The 18,824-nt window shown below is 67.2% G+C and carries 13 protein-coding genes; 7 read left to right on the top strand and 6 right to left on the bottom strand.

All coding sequences use genetic code 11. The annotated features are described in order from the left end of the window. Positions 1-225 precede the first annotated feature (225 nt). Positions 226-606, bottom strand: coding sequence for a response regulator (locus tag QHF83_RS13280; protein WP_282418176.1), 381 nt, complete (start codon positions 604-606; stop codon positions 226-228). Further along, positions 603-6,116 (bottom strand): AAA family ATPase, encoded by a 5,514-nt coding sequence (locus tag QHF83_RS13275; protein WP_282418175.1) that lies wholly within the window; start codon positions 6,114-6,116, stop codon positions 603-605. Before QHF83_RS13275 ends, QHF83_RS13280 begins: the two co-directional genes overlap by 4 nt. Positions 6,117-6,568: 452 nt before the next feature. On the opposite strand from QHF83_RS13275, the gene QHF83_RS13270 reads away from it, so the two are divergent. Both QHF83_RS13270 and QHF83_RS13265 read left to right on the top strand, forming a co-directional pair. Then, entirely contained in the window at positions 6,569-7,150 is a 582-nt protein-coding gene (locus QHF83_RS13270) for a hypothetical protein (protein WP_282418174.1), read from the top strand. Between the two features lie 409 nt (positions 7,151-7,559). Further along, positions 7,560-7,889, top strand: a complete 330-nt coding sequence (locus QHF83_RS13265) for a hypothetical protein (protein ID WP_282418173.1) — start codon at positions 7,560-7,562, stop codon at positions 7,887-7,889. Here the strand turns inward: QHF83_RS13265 and QHF83_RS13260 are convergent. Continuing rightward, the gene (locus tag QHF83_RS13260; RefSeq protein WP_282418172.1) at positions 7,886-9,394 is read right to left on the bottom strand and encodes a PLP-dependent aminotransferase family protein; all 1,509 of its coding nucleotides are present in this window, start codon (positions 9,392-9,394) and stop codon (positions 7,886-7,888) included. The genes QHF83_RS13265 and QHF83_RS13260 overlap by 4 nt on opposite strands. Before the next feature lie 89 nt (positions 9,395-9,483). Between QHF83_RS13260 and QHF83_RS13255 the strand changes: the two genes are divergently transcribed. Both QHF83_RS13255 and QHF83_RS13250 read left to right on the top strand, forming a co-directional pair. Then, on the top strand, positions 9,484-9,933 hold the full coding sequence (locus tag QHF83_RS13255; protein ID WP_282418171.1) for a carboxymuconolactone decarboxylase family protein: 450 nt from the start codon (positions 9,484-9,486) through the stop codon (positions 9,931-9,933). Beyond that, complete coding sequence (locus QHF83_RS13250; protein ID WP_282418170.1) at positions 9,930-10,733, top strand: isocitrate lyase/phosphoenolpyruvate mutase family protein; 804 nt, start codon at positions 9,930-9,932, stop codon at positions 10,731-10,733. Before QHF83_RS13255 ends, QHF83_RS13250 begins: the two co-directional genes overlap by 4 nt. A gap of 425 nt (positions 10,734-11,158) precedes the next feature. Here QHF83_RS13250 and htpX read toward each other — a convergent pair whose 3' ends face one another. Together htpX and QHF83_RS13240 are read right to left on the bottom strand one after the other, a co-directional pair. Next, positions 11,159-12,103, bottom strand: coding sequence for a protease HtpX (gene htpX / locus QHF83_RS13245; RefSeq protein WP_348980443.1), 945 nt, complete (start codon positions 12,101-12,103; stop codon positions 11,159-11,161). Positions 12,104-12,233: 130 nt separating this feature from the next. Further along, positions 12,234-12,839, bottom strand: coding sequence for a serine hydrolase (locus tag QHF83_RS13240; protein ID WP_282418168.1), 606 nt, complete (start codon positions 12,837-12,839; stop codon positions 12,234-12,236). 424 nt (positions 12,840-13,263) lie between these two features. Between QHF83_RS13240 and QHF83_RS13235 the strand changes: the two genes are divergently transcribed. After that, positions 13,264-13,638, top strand: a complete 375-nt coding sequence (locus tag QHF83_RS13235; protein WP_282418167.1) for a hypothetical protein — start codon at positions 13,264-13,266, stop codon at positions 13,636-13,638. Between the two features lie 63 nt (positions 13,639-13,701). Here the strand turns inward: QHF83_RS13235 and QHF83_RS13230 are convergent, their stop codons facing one another. Further along, positions 13,702-14,247 carry a hypothetical protein gene (locus tag QHF83_RS13230; protein ID WP_282418166.1) on the bottom strand — a complete coding sequence of 182 codons (546 nt, stop codon included), beginning with the start codon at positions 14,245-14,247 and terminating at the stop codon, positions 13,702-13,704. A 128-nt stretch (positions 14,248-14,375) separates the two neighbouring features. On the opposite strand from QHF83_RS13230, the gene tssI (QHF83_RS13225) reads away from it, so the two are divergent. Together tssI (QHF83_RS13225) and tssI (QHF83_RS13220) are read left to right on the top strand one after the other, a co-directional pair. Further along, a complete protein-coding gene (gene tssI / locus QHF83_RS13225) occupies positions 14,376-16,583 on the top strand; it encodes a type VI secretion system tip protein TssI/VgrG (protein WP_282418165.1) in 2,208 nt (735 codons plus the stop codon). Positions 16,584-16,589: 6 nt separating this feature from the next. After that, complete coding sequence (gene tssI, locus QHF83_RS13220; RefSeq protein WP_282418164.1) at positions 16,590-18,824, top strand: type VI secretion system tip protein TssI/VgrG; 2,235 nt, start codon at positions 16,590-16,592, stop codon at positions 18,822-18,824.

Raw genomic sequence — 18,824 nt, 5'->3', positions numbered from 1 at the left:
AGCAAGGACCGTGCTCACGCGCCAGGATCTCGGTGCCGCTCCCGCAAGCCATGCGTCAGCACGCCGGTGCGTCGGGGTCCCACCCCATCGAGGCGGCGCAGCGCCCGAGCGCGCGGCGCACCGTTTGCGCGTGCGCGGCAGGGTTTGCGCCATGCGGCGCCTCGCCGGATCGCGCTGGGCAGGGCGCTGCCTACGGCCGTGGAACGTGGGGCTCGTGCCCCGCGGCTATCGCCACTGCGTCATGATTTCCACCAGTCGATCGAGACTGTACGGCTTCTGCAGCACGGGCCGGCCGCGATCGGACTCGCGCAGCCCTGCTTTCCCGTATCCGGTCATGAAGACGAACGGGAGACCCCGCTCGGCGAGGATATCGGCCACGGCATAGACCTTCTCGCCGGCGATGTTGACGTCCAGGCCCGCCCCATCGATCCTCGCCTCGCGGGCCAACCGAACCGCGTCCTTCATGTTCAAGGCCGGGCCGATCACCTCGCAGCCGAGGTCGGTCAGGGCGTCTTCGAGGAACGAGGCGATCATGGCTTCATCCTCGACGATGAGGATACGTAGTCCCTGCAGCACACCCGCGTTCTTGGGATCCGGGTTCGTCATACGGCCACGCGCTCCAGGGGCAGGTCCATCACGCAACGCACGCCCTCGGGCAGGAATTCGAGGTGCACTTCGCTGGCAAGCTGGCGCCCGAGATCACGTTCGATCAGGCGCGAACCGAATCCCTTGCGGCGTGGCTCCTGCACCGGCGGCCCGTGCATCTCCTGCCATTCCAGGTGGATCCGCCCTTCGGCCGCGCAGGTGTTCACGTTCCACGTGACCTGCACGTGGCCGGACGGCAGTGACAACGCTCCGTACTTGGCCGCGTTGGTCGACAGCTCGTGGAAGACCATGCCGAGCGTCACCGCCGCCTCCGGGCGGAGGCGCACGTCCTCACCGGCCAGGCTGAAGCGGCCGGCGTCGCCATGGGCGTGCGGCGCAAGCTCGGCGCATACGATGTCGTGGAGGCTGGCGCCCTGCCAGGAGGTCTCGTTCAAGAGGTTGTGCGTCTGGGAAAGGGCCAGGAGCCGGGCCACGAAGGCTTCCGTGAAGGCCTTGGGCGAGTCTGCCATGCGCAGCGTCTGCCCGGCGATCGCTTGCACGATCACCAGCGTGTTCTTCACCCGATGGTTCAGCTCGTTCAGCAAGATCTTCTGGCGCTCTTCCGCCTGCTTGCGCTCGGTCAAGTCGAGGAAAAACGCGACACCCTCGCTGTCCGACCCCTCGAATCGTGCACCGCCGAGCAGCACCGGGACGCGGCTGCCGTCCTTCCGGAAAAACTCTTTTTCGAAAGGCTTGAACTGGCCCGTCAAGCGTATCTCCTCCAGCGCCCGCTCGGTGGCCGCTTGAGATTCCGGCGGCGTCATCGTCGTCCAGTGGAGTTTTCCGGAGACCAGATCCTCCCGGCTATAGCCGACGAAGCGCAGAAATGCATCGTTCGCGTCCGTGATCCCGCCACCCAGATCCCAGAACGCGATCCCGATGATATTGGCGTCCACCAGGCGCCGGATCCGCGCTTCCCTTTCCCGCAGCGCCTGCTCCGCCCGCTTGCGTTCGCTGTTTTCTTGCTGAAGCTGGGTATAGAGGCGGGCATTTTCCAGGGAAATGGCCGACTGGGAGGCCAAGAGCTCCAGCATGGCGATCCGATCGGCGGTGAAGACACGCGGGGTCAGGTTGTTCTCCAGATAAAGCACGCCCACCAGCGTGCCTTGCTTCACGAGGGCGAGGCAGAGCACGGAGCGGGGGCGCCGCTCGCGCACATAGGCGTCCTCCGAGAACAGGTTGGGCGCGGCCGCGTCGTCGAGGATCACGGTCTCCCGCGTGCGAATCACGTAATGCAGAATGGCCGTGGGGAGGTCGTCCTGGGTGACGGGCGCCTGGCGCAGGGTGACCTCGACCCGGTCGCGCACGGTGACGACCTCGGCTTCGATGTCGCATTCGGCGCCACGAGGGCGGATCAAGAGGCCCCGCTCGGCCCCCGCGTGCTCGACCGCGATCGATAGCAGCGTTTCGAGGAGCCGGTCGAGGACGAGCTCGCCGGAGACGGCCTGCGAGGCCTTGAGCACGGTGGCGAAGTCGAGCTCCGAGCACGAGGCGTCGAACCAGGCGGGAGGCCCCGACGCGCTCCGGTCCTGCTGGCACGGGTTGCGTGTCTCGCCCTGGTTCGGCTGCTCGGCCTGCAGAGCCGCGCCCCAGCGCTCGGAGGATTGGCGAGCGGTCGGTCGGCGCGTCGCCTCGCGCTGGACGAGGTGCGGGAAGTCTCTCTCCAGGCGCTCCGTGACCCGAAAGGCGCCCCAGCGAGCGTACAAGCGATGCGCCTCGGTCATGTAGGCGCACGCCAGGAATTCCCGGCCGATGTCGAGGTAATGGCGGGCGCAGAGCTCGCTGGCCAGCGCCGCATCGTGGTGGAATCGCCCCTCCCGCGCGGCGGCGATCCCGTTATCGTACAGGGCGCCCGCGCCTTCGCGCCTCTCGACCCGGGCGAGCTCTGCTTGCAGAATCAGGTTGCGGTGGCGGAAGCTCGCCGGGCCGAACCGCGCATAGGACTCCACCTTGCGCGCGCATTCCACGAGCCTCGCGAGGTAAGCCTCCCTGAGCGCTGGGGCGGCGGTCTCGGCGGCACGCGAGAAGGAAAGCCCGCCATAAAAATAATAGCAGGGAAACACCTGCCATGCCGTCAGCATTCCCAGGCTCCTCGGGTCGGTCGAGCTCCAGATCTCCGCCACCTCCTCGTACGCGCCCTGGAAGATGCCGGCGAGGACGTTGAAGACCTTCAAGAAGTAGAGGGACGCCTGGTTGTTGATCCTGCGTGCCTCCTCCGCGACGGCGTCGATGTCCACCCAGCCCCCCGCGTGCGTCCGCTCGCCCTCGGCCGGCGTGGCGAGCTCCTCGGCGACCTGCGCGACCATCCCGACCAACCACGTGATCGTATTGAATTTGTCGAGCTTGCAGAGCGGCAGGTACAGCTTCGCCTCCTCGATGACCTCGCGCAGGTGCGCCCCGCGGAGCAGACTGTTCTGGGTCACGTTGCACGTGTTGTAGAAAGCCCAGATGTATTGCCCCGTCTCGATGCCGGCGTGGATGCCCTTGCGCAGGGAAGCCTTCGAGTCCTCGTAGGTGTCCTTCCAGTGCTGGACCCACGCTCCCCACATGTTGCACAGCATGGACTCGGACTTCTTGTCCGGATGGATCTCGTTGAGGCGGACCGCCGCCCGCCCGAACTCGTACCCCTTGTCGATATCGAGCCTGGCGCACAGGAGCGTCCCGAAATTCACGTACGCGTAGATCGAATTCCTCGAGACGCCATGCTCGATCGTATTCTGCAGGATCCGCATCACCGTGATGCCGAAATTGTTCGTGCCGAGCTGATAGGTGGGCGAGAACATCTCCTGCAGGACATCCTGCAGGACGGCGATCTCGGGATCGTTCAAAGTGGGAAGGTCGACGAGAGATGCAATGGGGCGATCGCCGATCATGGCGATCGTCCGATCGAACTCGGCGGCGAGCATGCCGTCATCGGGGTACGGCGGCAAGTGGATGTCGAATGCCCGCAGGGCCGCGAGCCCCTCTTCCAGGGCAGCGGGCAGATCGTTCTTGAGGATCTGCACGTTCATTTTCATGCGCCGCACCTCTGTCCTGTGGCGGCGTCCCCTCGCATGATCGAAGCAGCCCGCGAGGGTCGCGAGCGCGTCGTCGTGCCGCCCGCAGAGCGACTCCATCCAACCCTTTTTCGTGTGATAGACGAATGCCAGCTCGTAATCGGAAGTCCACGCGTCCTCGGGCAACATCGCCATGCCGTGCTCCAGGTACTTCAACGCCGCGGTGAAGGCCGCCGACTCCTCTGCCCGCCCGGCAGCCTCGAGGTTCAGCCGGGCCGATTGCATGCGCTCTTGCGGGGCGTCGATCAGGTCGCCCGCGCTGTTCAAGTGATTGACGATGTCGAACACATTGCACCCCGCGTCGGAATCCACCTTGCCGAGCAGGAGCTTTGCGATCCGGTAGTGAAACGCCGGTCGATCTCTCACCGGGATCAGCGAGTATGCTGCCTCCTGGATCTTGTCGTGCGCGAAGCGGTACCGCTCGTCGGCGCTCACGATCAAACCTTCACCGAGGGCTCGGTCGAGGCTCCCGTACGTCTCCTCGGGAGGGCGCTCGCTGACGGTGTTCAGGACGTCCAGCTCGAACATGTTGCCGATCGCCGAGGCCAGCCGCAGCACTTCCTGCGTCGCTTGCGACAGGCGCCGAATGGTCTCCGCCATGAGGCTGAGGACGTTGTCGGTGTACTCCAGCCTCGCGATTTGCGGCAGGTCCCAGCCCCAGCCCGCCTTGGGATCGAAGACGAGCACCTTCGTCTCGTAAAGGTGCCTCATGAACTGCTTCACGAAGAACGGGTTGCCTCCGGTCTTCTTCAGAACCGCGTTCGCGAGCGCGCCTCCGTCGGTGGTCTGCAGGCTGTCCTTGATGAGCTCGATCAGGTGGCCCAGCCGGAGGGGTTCGAGGACGATGTTCACCACCTCGAGACCGCTCTCGTGAAGCTCCTCCAGCGCGACGATGAAGGGATGCGTCGGGCTCACTTCGTTGTCGCGATAAGCACCGCAAAAGAAGAGCGATTCCATGCGATCGTTCGCGAGAATGGTCGTGATCAGGCTGAGGCTGGCCGAATCCACCCATTGCAGGTCGTCGATGAACATGGCCAGCGGGTGGGCGTGCCTGGCGAATACCGACACGAAGTTCTGGAAATACAGGTTGAATCGATTCTGGGCCTCGACCGGGCCGAGCGCGGGGACGGGCGGCTGCTCGCCGATGATGTGCTTCAAGAACGGGAGGACGTCGCAGATGACCTGACCGTTGCTCCCGAGGGCGTCCAGGATGGCGTCGCGCCACTTCGTGATTCTCTCCTCGCTCTCGGAGAGGAGCTGCTTGATGAGCGAGTCGAACGCCTGAACGATGGCGCGGTAGGGCGTGTCGCGGTTGTGCTGGTCGTATTTCCCGCTGATGTAATAGCCCTTCTCGCGCGCCAGCGGCTTCAGGATCTCCTGGACGAGAGACGATTTGCCGATGCCCGAATAACCCGAGACGAGGACGATCGCGCGTTTGCCCTGGAGCACGGCGTCGAACGACTCGATGAGCTCTCGGATGTCCCCTTCGCGGCCGTAGAGCTTTTGATGGATCTGGAAGAGATCTCTCCTGTCGTGCTGGCCGGGGCTGAGCGACCCGATGCGGCCGCTCTCTTCCCATTGCCACCGGCACTCTTCCAGATCGGCCTTCAGCCCCTCGGCGCTGTGGTAGCGGTCCTCCGCGTTCTTGCTGAGGAGCTTCATCGTGATGGCAGAGAGCGCGTCGGGCACCTCCGGGTTGATTTCCGAAGGGGGAACCGGCCTCACGGCGATGTGAGCGTGCATCAGCTCGAGCGGGTCCATCGCCTCGAACGGCTTTCGCCCGGCGAGCATCTCGTAGAATACGACCCCGAGCGAATACATGTCGGTGCGGTAGTCCACGCTGCGGTTCATGCGGCCGGTCTGCTCGGGCGATGTGTAGGGGAGCACCTCCGAGAGGACGCGGGAGCTGTAGATCTCCTCTTTCTCACGCGTCACGATCGAATCGACACCGAATCCGGTGAGCTTCACCTGACCGCCCTCGCCGAGCAGGATGTTCGGAGGCCTCACGTCGCCGTGAATGAGACCGCGCCGGTGGATGTCGGCCAGGGCTTCGGCCATCGAGACGGCGGCGGCAAGGAACGCGTGGACGTCGAGCTTGCCGGGGGGCTTCGCGGACAGCGCGGTGCCCGGGAAATACTCGGTGATGAGCATCAGCCCATCCGCGTGCTCCTCGACATCGTGTACCTTGACGACCCTCTCCGAATCGATGCGCTTGATGATGCCGTAGGTGTGCTTGAACCGCGTGATGTCGGCCATCCGCGTGTAATCGGTGTGCAGCACCTTCATCGCCACCTCGACCCCGTCGACCTCGCGGTAGGCTCGATACGTGGCGGAGCCCGCGCTCTCGCCGGTCTTCGCGGTGACGTGATACCCTTTGAGCTGAACCGTTCCTGGTTCCGTCGGAAGGCGTGTCATGGGTATGTCCTCCGCATGCCTGGCGTCGAGCAGGCGCCACCACCCTCGGGGGGCGGATCGGACAGGCGCTGGAAAGCTCCGCCACGGCTCTCGGAGGCAACCATCCGAGCAGAAACTGCGCGTCGACAAGGGAGGGGAACGGCGAGGCTCGCGAACGACCCGAGCCGCGAGGCGCTCGAGGTCGTCGCGGCGAGGGACTGGGGCAGGACCGGACCGGCCATCCGCGGCGCGAGCGCTCTTGGCCGCAGGTGCGACAGTCGGGGCAGATCGGCCGCGACTTCGGATCTCCGAAGTTCCCCCATATAACATGCCTACGAGCGTCCCTCCGCCCTGTCAACGTGATCCAGCGGGTGAGGAAAATCGAGCGATTGCGCCACTCCTGCCGGACGAGTTCGTGAAGGAGGGTCGAAACCCCGACGTCGCAGGCTGCAAACAATGGTATAAGCGAGCGGATGACACGCCTGGCCATGCTTGCTTTCGCGCTCGCCTTCGGGGCGGGTATCTCCTCTGCACGAGCCGCGGAGCCGCCTCCGGCCCCCGGGGCGTCGCCTGCTGCGCACGCCGCGCCGCCCCCGACACAAGTCCGGCGCTGGTATGGGTGGCAAACCCTGATTGGCATCGGCGCGGCCGACGCCGTGGCCTTCCCCTTGTCGTCGGTCAAGCTCGTGCTCTTCGGGCCCATCACCTTGGGCTTGCGGGCCTTCGTGCCGCCCATCGTGCACTGGTCGCACGGTCACATCGGCAAGGGCTTCGGCAGCCTCGCGCTGAACCTCTGCCTCCCCTTCGCCACGGCTGGGATTGGCGCTGGGCTGGGGTTGCAATGGGGCCGTGACGATATTCCGGGCGTCTCGATGATCCTCGGCGGCTTCATTGGCGTCCTCGCCGCTCCTGCGATCGATATGGCCGTGCTCTCCACGGAGGTGGTCGAGGCGCCTTCTGCCAAGGCCTCGCGCCCCTTCTTCCCCCGCGTGATGGCCGTCGTGCCCATGGCCTCCGCGGATCGCGTCGGCCTCACCCTGATCGGCGAGCTTTGAAATCAGCGCCCGGCCCCGGAGACGCCGGCAGCCCGCGTCGGAGACACAAACTCCTGGTCTCTGGACGGGCCTGAAACTACAAGCGCTTCGTGTCCTTCGACCTCGTCGTGTGGCCTGGTTCGCCGGCTGCTCCATCCCGGTTTTTCGAAGCACTCGAGCACCAGGATCCGAGCGGGATGCCGCCCCTCCCGCGGGAGCACCTCGTCACCGCGCTGCGCGACGCGTTCGGGGACGACCTTCGGACCCTGCCCGCGCACAGCGGCGGCGTCGTGGTCCAGGGACGGGGCTGGGAGTGCTGCGTGGACGGCGCGTGGATGGCGATCGCGTGTCATGAGTCGCTCGCCGAGGATGCGGCGGCGATCGGGCCCTTCGTGAGAGCCGCGCACGCGGCGGGCTGTAAGACAAACTCTTGGCGTCCATCTTCGGCGAGCCCGTGGTGTCGCTCGCCGTCGTCGTCCCCACCCGCATCGTCCGCACGGCGCCGGAGTTGCTCCGTGCGGCGCTCCACGCGCTTCACGGCGTCATCCTCGCGCGCGCGAACGGCGCCCCCGTCCACTTCGCCGACCCGGCGAGGTCGCGCAACGCGCCGGTCGGCGAAAACCTCGCGTGGGTCGAGGCGCTCCTCGGGCTCGCGCCCAGCGAGCCGATACGCGAGATCGCGGCGAGCGACGTGCCGGCGGCCCTCATGGAGGACGACGAGGATGATGACGAGGACGACGAGGACGAGCTCGACAGCTAGCTGCAGCCTCGTTCTCGATCGCGCAAGAGCGGCGCGAGAGCCGCGCCCATGGCGACGACAGCCGCTCGAAGCCTCACAGGCTTGAACGCGGCGAAACCGAGCAGGAGCCCGCCGCGCTGGAGCGGGCGTATCGCGACCGCCGAGAGCGGCGTGGCGACCACCGCATGGGCGGCGAGCGCCTGGGCAGCGGCGCGGTCGTCCACGCCGGGAGGCAGCCACACGCAGAGATCGAGGCCGGCGTTCGAGCCAATCACCTCGACGGCGCCCCCGAGCTCGGACGCGATGGCCTCGAGCAGCGCCGAGCGCCGTTCGGCATAGAGCTCGCGCATTCGCCGGAGGTGGGAAACGAAGTGTCCCTCGCCCATGAACTCGGCGAGCGCCACTTGCGCGAGCGGCGGCGTGAAACGATCGAGCACGCTCTTCGCCGTGACGAACCGGTCGAGCAACGCGTCCGGCACGATCACATAGGCGAGCCGCATCGCGGGGGACATCGTTTTGCTGAAGCTCCCCGCGTGAATGACGACGCCCGCGCCATCGAGCCCTTGAAGCGCCGCGAGTGGACGGCCCTCGTAACGGAACTCGCTGTCGTAGTCGTCCTCGAAGATCCACGCGCCGTGCGTCGTGGCCCAATCGAGCAGCGCGAGGCGGCGCTCGATGGAAAGCGTGACGCCGAGCGGCGCCTGGTGCGCCGGCGTGACGTAAGCGAAGCGCGCATCCGGCGCACGCTCGATACCGGCGGCGACGTCGAGCCCGCCCCCGTCGATGGGCAGCGGGACGATCTCCGCACCCAGGCCTTCGAGGAGGGGGCGCACGCCCGCGTAGCCCGGATCTTCCATCCAGGCGCGATCACCTGGATCGAGGACGAGCCGCGCGGTGATGTCGAGCGCCTGCTGCACGCTGGGCAGGACGATCACCTGCTCGGCCGAGCACGAGACGCCCCGCGCGACGCGCAGGTGCTCCGCGATGGCCTCGCGCAGCGCGCGCACGCCACGGATGTCGATGTCGGCGAGGCGCGTGCCCACCGAGCGCCGCGCGGCGCGGGCCACCATCCGGCTCCACGCCTCGTGGGGGAAGGCGTCGAGGGCCGGGAGGTGCGTGCGGAAGGGCCGCAGCGCGCCGGAACCGCTGGCGAACGGGTTTGTCGATCCGTCGAGCCCTGCACCCCAGCGCGACAGGTGCGGCGCGCGCGGCCGAGCGCGTCGCTTCGTGCCCCGGGGTTTGACCTGGAGCCACGCGTCGGGCAGATCGCGCGTGACGAAGGTGCCGGAGCCCCGACGGCCGACGATGTAGCCCTCCGCCGCGAGCTGATCGAACGCCGCGACGACCGTGCCGCGCGCGACCCCGAGCTGCTCTGCGAAATCACGCGTCGAGGGCAAGCGCGCGCCCGGCCGGAGGCGTCCTTCGAGGATCGCGCCGCGAAGCGCGTCGTAGGCTGCGCGGTGCAGGGGGACGCCGTGCTCGTGAAGGGGGATCGGCAGCTCGGGGACACGCGTGCGGCGGCTCATGGCGGGCGAAGTGGTCCAGTGCGTTGCGGGCAAAGTGGAGCTTACACGTGGACCGCTGCGACGCTATCCCCTTGCACAAGGAGGAACTCATGACGCAACGCCTCGACTACAAAACCGTCGCCCCTCAGGCCTTTCGCACGCTCATCGGCCTCGAAGAGCACGTGCGAAAATCGGGCCTCGAGCGCAGCCTCGTCGAGCTCGTCTATCTGCGGGTCTCTCAGATCAACGGCTGCGCATTCTGCATCGATATACACACCAAGGATCTGCGCGCCGCCGGGGAGGCGGAGCAGCGGCTTTATCTCCTCTCCGCGTACCGAGAGGCACCATTTTACTCCGATCGCGAGCGCGCCGCGCTCGCGTGGGCCGAGGCCGTGACCGAGCTCGGCCGCGATGGTGTGCCGGATGCGGTCTTCGAGGAGGCGCGCCGGCACTTCAAGGACGAGGAGCTCGCAGAGCTGACCTTGGCCGTGGCCGCCATCAATGTCTGGAATCGCCTGGCCATCGCCTTCCGGATGACCGTGGGCACGAGGTCCCGATGACGCTCCGCGAGAGTGCCGAGCGATTCCGCGCGCTGCACGCGGAAGGCCATCTCCTCGTTCTGGTGAACGTCTGGGACGCGGCCTCGGCGCGCGTCGTGGAGGCCGCGGGCGCCGAGGCGATCGCGACGAGCAGCGCCTCGCTTGCCTGGGCACACGGCTACCCGGACGGCGAACGCCTGCCGCTCGACGCGCTGGTCGCGGCCGTGCGCGAGATTGTCGCGGTCGTGTCGGTGCCGGTGACGGTCGATCTCGAGCGTGGTTATTCCGATGATCCCGCCGCTGTCGTCGAGGCGGTGGCGCGGATCGCGGATGCGGGTGCCGTCGGCGTGAACCTCGAAGATCGGGTTGGGCCGCCCGACGTCCTCGCGAACAAGATCCGCGCGTGCAAGCGCGAGGCAAAGATCGCGGACGTGTTCATCAACGCGCGCATCGACGTGTTCATGGGCCACGGGCCGCCGCCCGAGAGCGCGCAGGGCGAGGCGCTCGCGCGCGGGCGCACCTACGCGGACGCGGGAGCGGACGGCCTGTTCGTTCCGAAGGTCACGGCGCCTTCGGCGATCGAAGCCCTGGCGCGCTCCACGTCGCTGCCGCTCAACGTCTTGGCCGTGCCGGGACTGCCGAGCGTGCGCGATCTCAGGGCGTACGGAGTCCGGCGTCTCAGCGCCGGACCCTGGCTGGGCCTCGCGGCGCTCGGCGCGGCACGCCGGGCCTGCGTCGACCTCTTCGAGCACGGCTCGTACGAGAAGCTCTTCGACGCCGCCCTCTCCTTCCCGGCGCTGAACGAGCTGTTCGCGAGGTGACCTTGGGAAGGTCGAGGGACCTGCGCGAACGGTTTCAAGCTCGATCCGGAGGTCGAGGGACCTGCGCGAACGGTTTCAAGCTCGATCCGGAGGTCGAGGGACCTGCGCGAACGGTTTCAAGCTCGACCCGGAGGTCCCGGGACCTGCTTGAACCGAGCGCAACATCGATCCGGGAGGTCGAGGGACCTGCTTGAACCGAACGCAACATCGATCCGGGAGGTCCCGGGACCTGCTTGAACCGAGCGCAACGTCGATCCGGGAGGTCCCGGGACCTGCTTGAACCGTTTCAAGCTCGATCCGGGAGGTCCCGGGACCTGCTTGAACCGAGCGCAACGTCGATCCGGAGGTCCCGGGACCTGCTTGAACGGGTCGAAGACCGATGACGGAGGTCGAGGGACCTGCCCGCGCGGAGCCGCTTTGCCCGTTCACACGACGCGGGATCGCCGGGCGTAGGGCTTCTGGTGCTCGCCGCGGGCGCTTCCTTCCGCGGAGAGGAGCCTCTCGATGCGGTCCTCGAGGGGCGGGTGGCTCGAGAAGAGGGCCATCATGCGGCCGCCGCGGATGCCGAAGGCCTGCATGCTGGCGGGCAAGTGGCTCGGCTCGCCTTGCTGCATGCGGAGCCTGTCCAGGGCGCGGGCCATGGGCTGCTTGCCGACGAGCTCGGCGCCGCCGTCATCCGCGCGGAACTCGCGACGCCGGCTGAACCAGGCGACGATCAAGCTCGCGAAGATGCCGAACACGATCTGCAGGACCAGGCTGCTCACGAAGTAGGCGATGCCCGGGCCTCGCTCCTCGCCGTCGTCGGAGCGGCTCAAGAACCGGTCGATGAGGAAGCCCACGACGCGGCTCAGGAAGATGACGAACGTGTTCAGCACACCCTGCAAGAGGGTGAGCGTGACCATGTCTCCGTTGGCGACGTGCGCGATCTCGTGACCGAGCACGGCCTCGACCTCGTCGCGCCGCATGCCTCGCAAGAGGCCCGTGGAGACGGCCACGAGGGCCTTGTCACGCCGCGCGCCCGTCGCGAAGGCGTTCATCTCCGGGCTGTCGTACATGGCGACCTCGGGCATCCCGATGCCTGCGTCGCGCGCGAGCCTCTCCACGGTCTGCACGAGCCAGGCTTCCTCGGCGGTCCGAGGGACGTCGATGACGTGCGCGCCGGTGCTCCACTTGGCCATGGTCTTCGACAGGAGGAGCGAGATCAGCGCGCCGCCGAAGCCGATCACCGCGGCCGTGACGAGGAGCCCTGGCAGGTTGATCCGCACCCCTTGCTGCACGAGGAAGCGCTCGAGGCCGAAGACGTGGGCAAGGATGGCGAGCATGGCCACGACGGCCAGGTTCGTCAATACGAACAGGGCGATCCGGCTGATGAATTTTCCTTTCATTCGCTGTCTCCACACTTCGAAAGTCACGAACACCGTAAACCTGTGACGCCTCCGTCCGGATGCAAGAGGCAAACCGGCGAAGTGCGCTGAAGCTTCCGGGAACCTTCGAGGTTTTTCATCGCCCCCGGCGTTCGGCCCGCGCGCCTGCGAGCAGCGCTCGGTAAAGCTCGTAGAAGCGCGCCTCGTCGAGCGGCTCGGTGTGGTTCCACGTCGCGACGATACAATGGCGGCGCCCGCCTCGTTCCGCCCACGTGGAGAGGTTCAGGATGCCCGGCTCCGAGCCGCCCTTGTAGGCGATCACGTCCCATTCCTTCGGCGAAGCGAGGCCGGGGTTGAGCCGCGCGACGGGCAGGTCCTTCGTCTTTTCGAGCAGCGCGCACAGGTCGCGCGCCGTGAACCTCCATTCGACATCGAGGGCTCGCGGCCCATCGTGCGTGTAGGCCTCGAGCGATGGCAGGGGGGTCTTCCGGAGCTCGTCGAGCATGGCGCGCCGGCCGGCCGGATCGGCCGCGCGGAAGCGCTCGAGCAGCGCGGCGTTTTGCGGTGTCTCGAGCACGAAGAACTCGCGCGTCGTCAGGAGCGGCGTGTTACCCGGCGCGTGTCTCTCGATCGCGGCGCGGCCGAGCAGGTGGATGAGCGCGTCGGTCGCGGTGTTGTCGCTCTGTGCGATCATCAGCGCGGCGAGCGTGTGCACCGTGAGAGTCCTCGGGGGTCTTCGCATCCGTTTCGGCGTTCACAGGCGTCTCGTGGTTCGCAGCCGCGACGCGCGGCGTGGGCGGCGACGCGACCTGCGCGTTCGGCTCGGGGCAGGTGACGGGCGGCGCCGCGCTCGCGCAGCCGGCGAGCGCGACGGAGACGAGCCAGACGCACCTTCGAAGCACCATGATCCAACCCCGTTTCTCATGTATCGCGCGGAGCCTCCAGCATCCCAGGCGCTCTTCGGGTTGCAAGGGAACATCACGCGTGTTCGCCGGTCAGCCATTGAGGCGGCCTTGGCCGTCGGCCCCCGGCTGCGGCTGGACGTCGCGTCGAGCAGGCCAGGGAGCGGAACGCACGCGACGGGCGGCGCGGCATTCCGTTCGCATGCAATTCAGAGCGAGTTGTGCGTGTTTTGACCAGCACGACACGAGCGGAGGGACGAAGACATGACGAAGCAAAAACGCTGGCCCTTGTTCACGTCGTTCGCGCTTGCTCTGATCGCCGCGCCGGCCGCAGCCACCGCGCAGAGCCAGGAGCAGAGGATGGACCCGTCGCCCGTGGAGACGGGGGGCAAGTCGCTCGAGGACTTCCTCGACGAAGGCAAGGAGTGGGAAGTCACGTTCGAGTCGGTCTCCCCTGCGGCGCGTGATACCATCCGGCAATGGGCGCAGGGCGGCAAGCTCGACAAGGTCGAGATGTACACCCTGCCTGGCGGTCGGGTTTTTTTCGAGGCGCACATCAGCAAGAATGGGCAGGACCTCGAGGTCCTCGTAACGCCTGATGGGCAGACCGTCGCAGCGGGTGAGGACGTCGGCGATTGATCCGAGCCCTGCTCGCGCCTTGCTCAATCACGCAAGCAATGCGGTTTGCGCACGCGTCGCACGTCAGTTGAGCCGCAAGATCCGTCCTACGAGCCGAAATAGCCCCCGCGACGCGGCGCTGATGCGGCTTCCCACGAGCTCGACGTCCCCGTCCTCGCGTAGCCGCAGGGCCGCGCGCCCGGCGCGCAGCACGAGCTCCTCGGCCGCGTCGATCGAGACCTTGTTTGCCGCAATGTGCATTTCGCGGGGAATTCGCGTCTGCAGCACGCCGACGATGACGGGCCTGTCCTCGTCGCCAATCTCCACGAGCACGCCGTCGCGGTTTCGCAGCGCGAGGAGGAGCAATTCTTCCTCGACCTCGGGCGCGAGCTCGGCCTCGACCGGATCCGTGTTTCCTCGCCACGTGATGATCGCGCGACGCCCCTCGAGCGAGACGAGGCGGGCCGAGCACAACGACGGCAGCCGGCTGCGCGTGTTCTGCGCAGGCGATGGGGCGCCGACCGGGAGGTCGGGCAAAAGCTCCTCGAGCGAGATCCGCGGGCCTGCCGGCGCCGCCTCTGCTTCCTCCACGAACTGCGCGGCCTCTTCTGTCTCCCTGCGACCGGCCATCGGTGCCTCCGCCGCTGCGTTGCGGTTCGCGTCAGCGTAAGACAGCACGGGGCTCCGTGGAAGAGTTGTTGCTGGCGCGCCTCACTTCTGGTTAGCTGCCCTGCAGCACTTCGAACCGGGAGACCAGCATGCGGGAGGGCGCCCTCGGTCAGATCATCCTCGCAGGAGAACATCTGCCCAGCGATGTGCAGGTCCAGTCCTACGACGCGCACGAGGCCATCTCGTTGCCCTACGTCGTCGACGTGGCGTTTTCGACCCGGGATCCGGCCTTTCGCGTGGACGCGTGTTTGCAGCGCCGGGTCCTCCTCCAGGTCGTCGATGGGCGCGGCGGGATCCGCTACTACGACGGCCTCCCCGATCGCGCCGGGCTCCTCGCCTATCGCAGCGGCGACTTCGTCTTCCATCTCCGGCTGCGTCCGGCCCTGGCCGCTCTCGAGCACCGCGAGGGATCGCGCATCTTCCAGGACAAGAGCCCGGTCGACGTCGTCAAGGCCGTCCTGAGCGAGGCCGGCGTCGACGAGGACGTGGAATGGCGGCTGCGGCAGACCTACGCGCCGCGCGAGTTCCTCTGTCAATACCACGAAAGGGAGATTGACTTCGTCCATCGCCTTCTGGAGGAGGAGGGCATCTTCTACTTCTTCTCGCACGGCGCCGAGGGGCACAAGCTCGTCTTCGCGGACGCTCCGGAGGCGTTCGTGGGGGAGGACGGGGCGGAGCCGGTGCTGCTCTCGCGCCGCAAGGGCCTCGGCGCGGGCGCCCAGCCGCTCGTCGCGCTTCACCGCAAGAAGACGCTGCGACCGACGGAGATCGAGCTGCGCGACTACGACTTCGAGAAGCCGGACGTGTTCCCCACGGCGGCGGTCCCGGCGCCGGGGCCGATTCCGCTCCGGCATTTCGAGTATCCGGGCGGGTTCGTCGCGGGCGCCGAGGGATCACGCAAGGCGAACCGAAGGCTGAGCGCGCTCCGGGGCGACACCGACGTTTGCCAAGGGAAAAGTCGCGCGGCGGGGCTCGTGTGTGGCGCGCCGATGATGGTCGAGGGGGCGCGCGAGCCGTTCCTCAACGGCGCGTTCGTCGTGACCGAGCTCCGCGCGCGCGGGCGGCAGGGCGGGGATGCCTCGGAGAACGAGTTCACCGCGATCCCCAAGGGCGCGCCGTTCGCCGCGCCGAAGCGCACGAAGAAGCCCCGGATCCGCGGCGTGCAGACGGCGGTCGTGACCGGCCCGTCGAACGAGGCGCAAGGCGTGCACGTCGACAAATACGGCCGCGTGAAGGTGCGTTTCCTCTGGGATCGCTCGGGCAAACAGGACGATACGTCGAGCGTGTGGCTGCGTGTATCGCAGCTCGGCCTCGGCGGATCGATGGTCCTGCCCCGCGTGGGCTGGGAGGTCTCGGTCGGGTTCGTCGACGGGGATCCGGATCGTCCGCTCGTGCTCGGACGCGCCTACAATGCGGAGAATACGCCGCCGTATGCGCTGCCCGGCGCCGCGGCCGATAGCTCGCTCAAGAGCATGTCCACGCCGGGAGGCGCCGGTCACAACGAGATCAAGATGGGTGATACGGCGGGCGGCCAGGGGATGTCGATCGCCGCGAAGAAGGATCTCAACGTCACGACGGGCAACGACAAGAACGAGACCGTCGGCGTGGACGAGACGCACAGCGTCGGAAGCAATTACGCGGTCTCGGTGGGCGCGAACGAAGCGACCTCGGTGGGCGCGAATCAGTCGATCGACGTGGGCAACGCGCTCCAGATCAAGGTGAAAGGGGATCAGACCACGTCGGTCGGCGGCAATGACCAGTTCCACGCGAAGGCCGATTTCGTGGAGAAGGTCGACGGGACACGCGATTACACGGTGGGCGGGAACCAGATCACCATCTCGTGCGGCGTGCGCCAGCAGATCACGGGCGCGTTCACGCGCGAGGTCGGTTCCATCCAGGCGAACGTCTCGCTCGCCTCGATCGACGACAACATGCTCTCGACCTACGACGAGAAGGCGAGCCTCGCCATCGTGCATCTCGTCGCCGGCACGAGCGTCGAAAGTGTCGCGACGAGCAAGGACCACACGAACCTGGCCGGCGAGCTGCACATGGTCGGGGCCATCTCCACCGAGGCCAAGGGGGTGAAGAACTTCATCGGCGGGGTCCACCTGCGCAACGTGGCGGGCGATTACATCGTGCAAGCGCCGACGATCGTCCTCGGCGGCGGCGTGGGCAAATTCAACGGCGGCGGGAGCTCGATCAAGCTGAACGGCGGGCCCGTCACGCTGAAGGGCTCCCAGATTTCGATCAAGGCCGTGGGCATCGTGAAGCAGGCGGCGAGCCTGAAGATCGGGTGAGGAGCCATGGCAAACCCTGTCGAGCTCGAGCATTCCCTGACGATCGACGGCGCTCCGTTCGACTTGCTCGCGCTGTCGGCGCGCGAGGCGCTCGACGAGATTGGCATCTTGCGGTGCGAGATCACGGATCACGCGGGCGGGCCGGATCCGGCGACGCTCGTGGGAAAACCGCTCCTGCTCACGTTGTCACGCCGCGGGGGCGACGAGGAGCGAACGTTCGCCGGGTACGTCGTCGAGGCCGAGAGCACGACGACGCGGGGCACCGAGGAAGCGGGGACGCGCCTCGTCGCGCGCCACCGCCTCTTCCGCCTCACCCAGCGCGCCGATTGCCGCACGTTCCAGGACATGTCGGCCCCGGACATCGTGAAAGAGGTGCTCACGGGCGCGGGGCTTTCGGCGAAGGAGCAGCGCTGGAAGCTCGGCGGCAGTTATCCGAAGCGAGTCTACACGGCGCAATACCGCGAGACGGATCACGATTTCATGCGGCGGATCCTCTCCGAGGAGGGCATCGCCTTTTTCGTGGATTCGAGCAGCGGGACCGACGTGGTGGTCTTTTTCGACGGCGATCCCGAGGCCGTCGAGGGCAAACCCGAGATCGTCTTCCGCCCGGCGGAGGGGCTCGCCGCGACCGACGACGCGATCACCACGCTCTCGCATGAAAAATCGACCGCGCCCGGGCGGGTCCACCTGCGCGACTACGATTTCGAGCGGCCGAGGCTGAAGCTCGACGGCAAGGCGGAAGGCGATGACGACACCGAGAAGGCGCTGGAGGTGTATGCCTATCCCGGCCGGTTCACCGAGCCTTCCGTCGGAGACCGTTATGCGAAGGTGCTCCTCGAATCGCTGCGCGCGCGACGGGAGGTGGTCACCGGCACGACGAACGCGCTGCGCGTGCTCCCGGGGCGGACGTTCGAGCTCTCCGAGCATCCCTACGAGCCGCTCAACCAGGAGTACCTCGTCGTCGAGCTCGATATCGAGCTGGAGGCTCGCCGAGGGACGAACCGGCGCGGGGAAGGGCAGGGCGAGCGGTTCACGTTTCGCGCGATCCCCACCAAAAAAACGAGGTACAGACCCCCGCGGGTGTCGCGCGCGGCGTCGGTCGCCGGAGCGCAGGTGGCCGTCACGACGGGGCCGCCCGGCAAGGAAATTCACCCGGACAAACACGGGCGCGTGAAGGTCCTGTTCCCCTGGGATCGGCGGGGCAAGGCGGATGACTCGTCGAGCCTTTGGATCCGCACGACCCAGGTCCCCCTCGGCGGGGGCATGCTGACGCCGCGCGTGGGCTGGGAGGTTTGCGTCGCGTGCGTCGACGGTGATCCGGACCAGCCGTTCATCGGCGGGCGCCTGTACAATACGATCACGCCGCCTCCTTATGCTTTGCCGGCGAACAAGACGCGGATGGCGCTGCAGACCGCGACGACGCCGGGCGGCGGATCCTCCAATGAGATCCGCATGGATGACCGCGCCGGCAACGAAGAGATGTTCATGAATGCGTCCCGCGACGGGTCGGTCTCCGCGGGCAACAACGCGACCGAGAGCGTCGGGAACAACGAGACGCGTTCCATCGGCTCGAACCATTCACTGGCGGTCACCGACAGCATGTCCGCTCATATCGGGGCAAACCAGGACCTGTCCGTGGGCGGCAATCAGACGGTCCACGTTTCGACCTACATGGTCGACGAGGTCGGCAGCCACGCGCTCACCGTCGGCGGAAACCGCGACTTGAAGGCGGGTGGGGATCACAAGCGTACGGTCGCCGGCGCCTCGACGTCATCCATTGGCGGCATGCAGGTCGACCTCGTGGCCGGCTCCGTCGATGAGGAGACCATGGCCACGATGCAGGACAAGGTCGGCGCGGTGCTGGTCGAGATGACGGCCTCGGATCGTACGGTCACCGTGAAGGGGAGCAGGACGGAGACCGCGGGTTTGGCCAAAGTGGTCCTCGCAAGCGGCGGACGCGCGGTGGAGGTGGGAGCGGGGCTGAGCCAGAAGGTGATTGGCGCCATCGTCAACAAGGTGTCCGGGGACCGCGAAGACCAGAGCAAAGGCGATTTCCTGGAGGTCGCCGGGGGCGCGCAGATCATCAAGGCGACGAACGTGACCTTCGAGGCCAAGAACGTGCTCAGCGTGGTCATGGGCGCCTCGACCTTGACCCTCACGCCGGCCTCGGTATCGATTGCGGGAACGAAGATCACGCTCGACGGCGATTGCGACGAGCTTGGCCTCATCAAGGACAATTGA

It is taken from the genome of Polyangium sp. 15x6 (assembly GCF_029960785.1).
GTDB lineage: Bacteria > Myxococcota_A > Polyangia > Polyangiales > Polyangiaceae > Polyangium.
This window is presented reverse-complemented; position numbering and strand designations above follow the sequence as displayed.

What these genes read in the sequence shown, in the direction of transcription:
- QHF83_RS13275 (WP_282418175.1), bottom strand. Translation starts at nt 6,116, where the DNA reads ATGACACGCCTTCCGACGGAACCAGGAACGGTTCAGCTCAAAGGGTAT.
- tssI (WP_282418165.1), top strand. Translation starts at nt 14,376, where the DNA reads ATGCGGGAGGGCGCCCTCGGTCAGATCATCCTCGCAGGAGAACATCTG.
- QHF83_RS13230 (WP_282418166.1), bottom strand. Translation starts at nt 14,247, where the DNA reads ATGGCCGGTCGCAGGGAGACAGAAGAGGCCGCGCAGTTCGTGGAGGAA.
- QHF83_RS13260 (WP_282418172.1), bottom strand. Translation starts at nt 9,394, where the DNA reads ATGAGCCGCCGCACGCGTGTCCCCGAGCTGCCGATCCCCCTTCACGAG.
- QHF83_RS13240 (WP_282418168.1), bottom strand. Translation starts at nt 12,839, where the DNA reads ATGCGAAGACCCCCGAGGACTCTCACGGTGCACACGCTCGCCGCGCTG.
- QHF83_RS13270 (WP_282418174.1), top strand. Translation starts at nt 6,569, where the DNA reads ATGACACGCCTGGCCATGCTTGCTTTCGCGCTCGCCTTCGGGGCGGGT.
- QHF83_RS13280 (WP_282418176.1), bottom strand. Translation starts at nt 606, where the DNA reads ATGACGAACCCGGATCCCAAGAACGCGGGTGTGCTGCAGGGACTACGT.
- QHF83_RS13235 (WP_282418167.1), top strand. Translation starts at nt 13,264, where the DNA reads ATGACGAAGCAAAAACGCTGGCCCTTGTTCACGTCGTTCGCGCTTGCT.
- QHF83_RS13250 (WP_282418170.1), top strand. Translation starts at nt 9,930, where the DNA reads ATGACGCTCCGCGAGAGTGCCGAGCGATTCCGCGCGCTGCACGCGGAA.
- tssI (WP_282418164.1), top strand. Translation starts at nt 16,590, where the DNA reads ATGGCAAACCCTGTCGAGCTCGAGCATTCCCTGACGATCGACGGCGCT.
- QHF83_RS13255 (WP_282418171.1), top strand. Translation starts at nt 9,484, where the DNA reads ATGACGCAACGCCTCGACTACAAAACCGTCGCCCCTCAGGCCTTTCGC.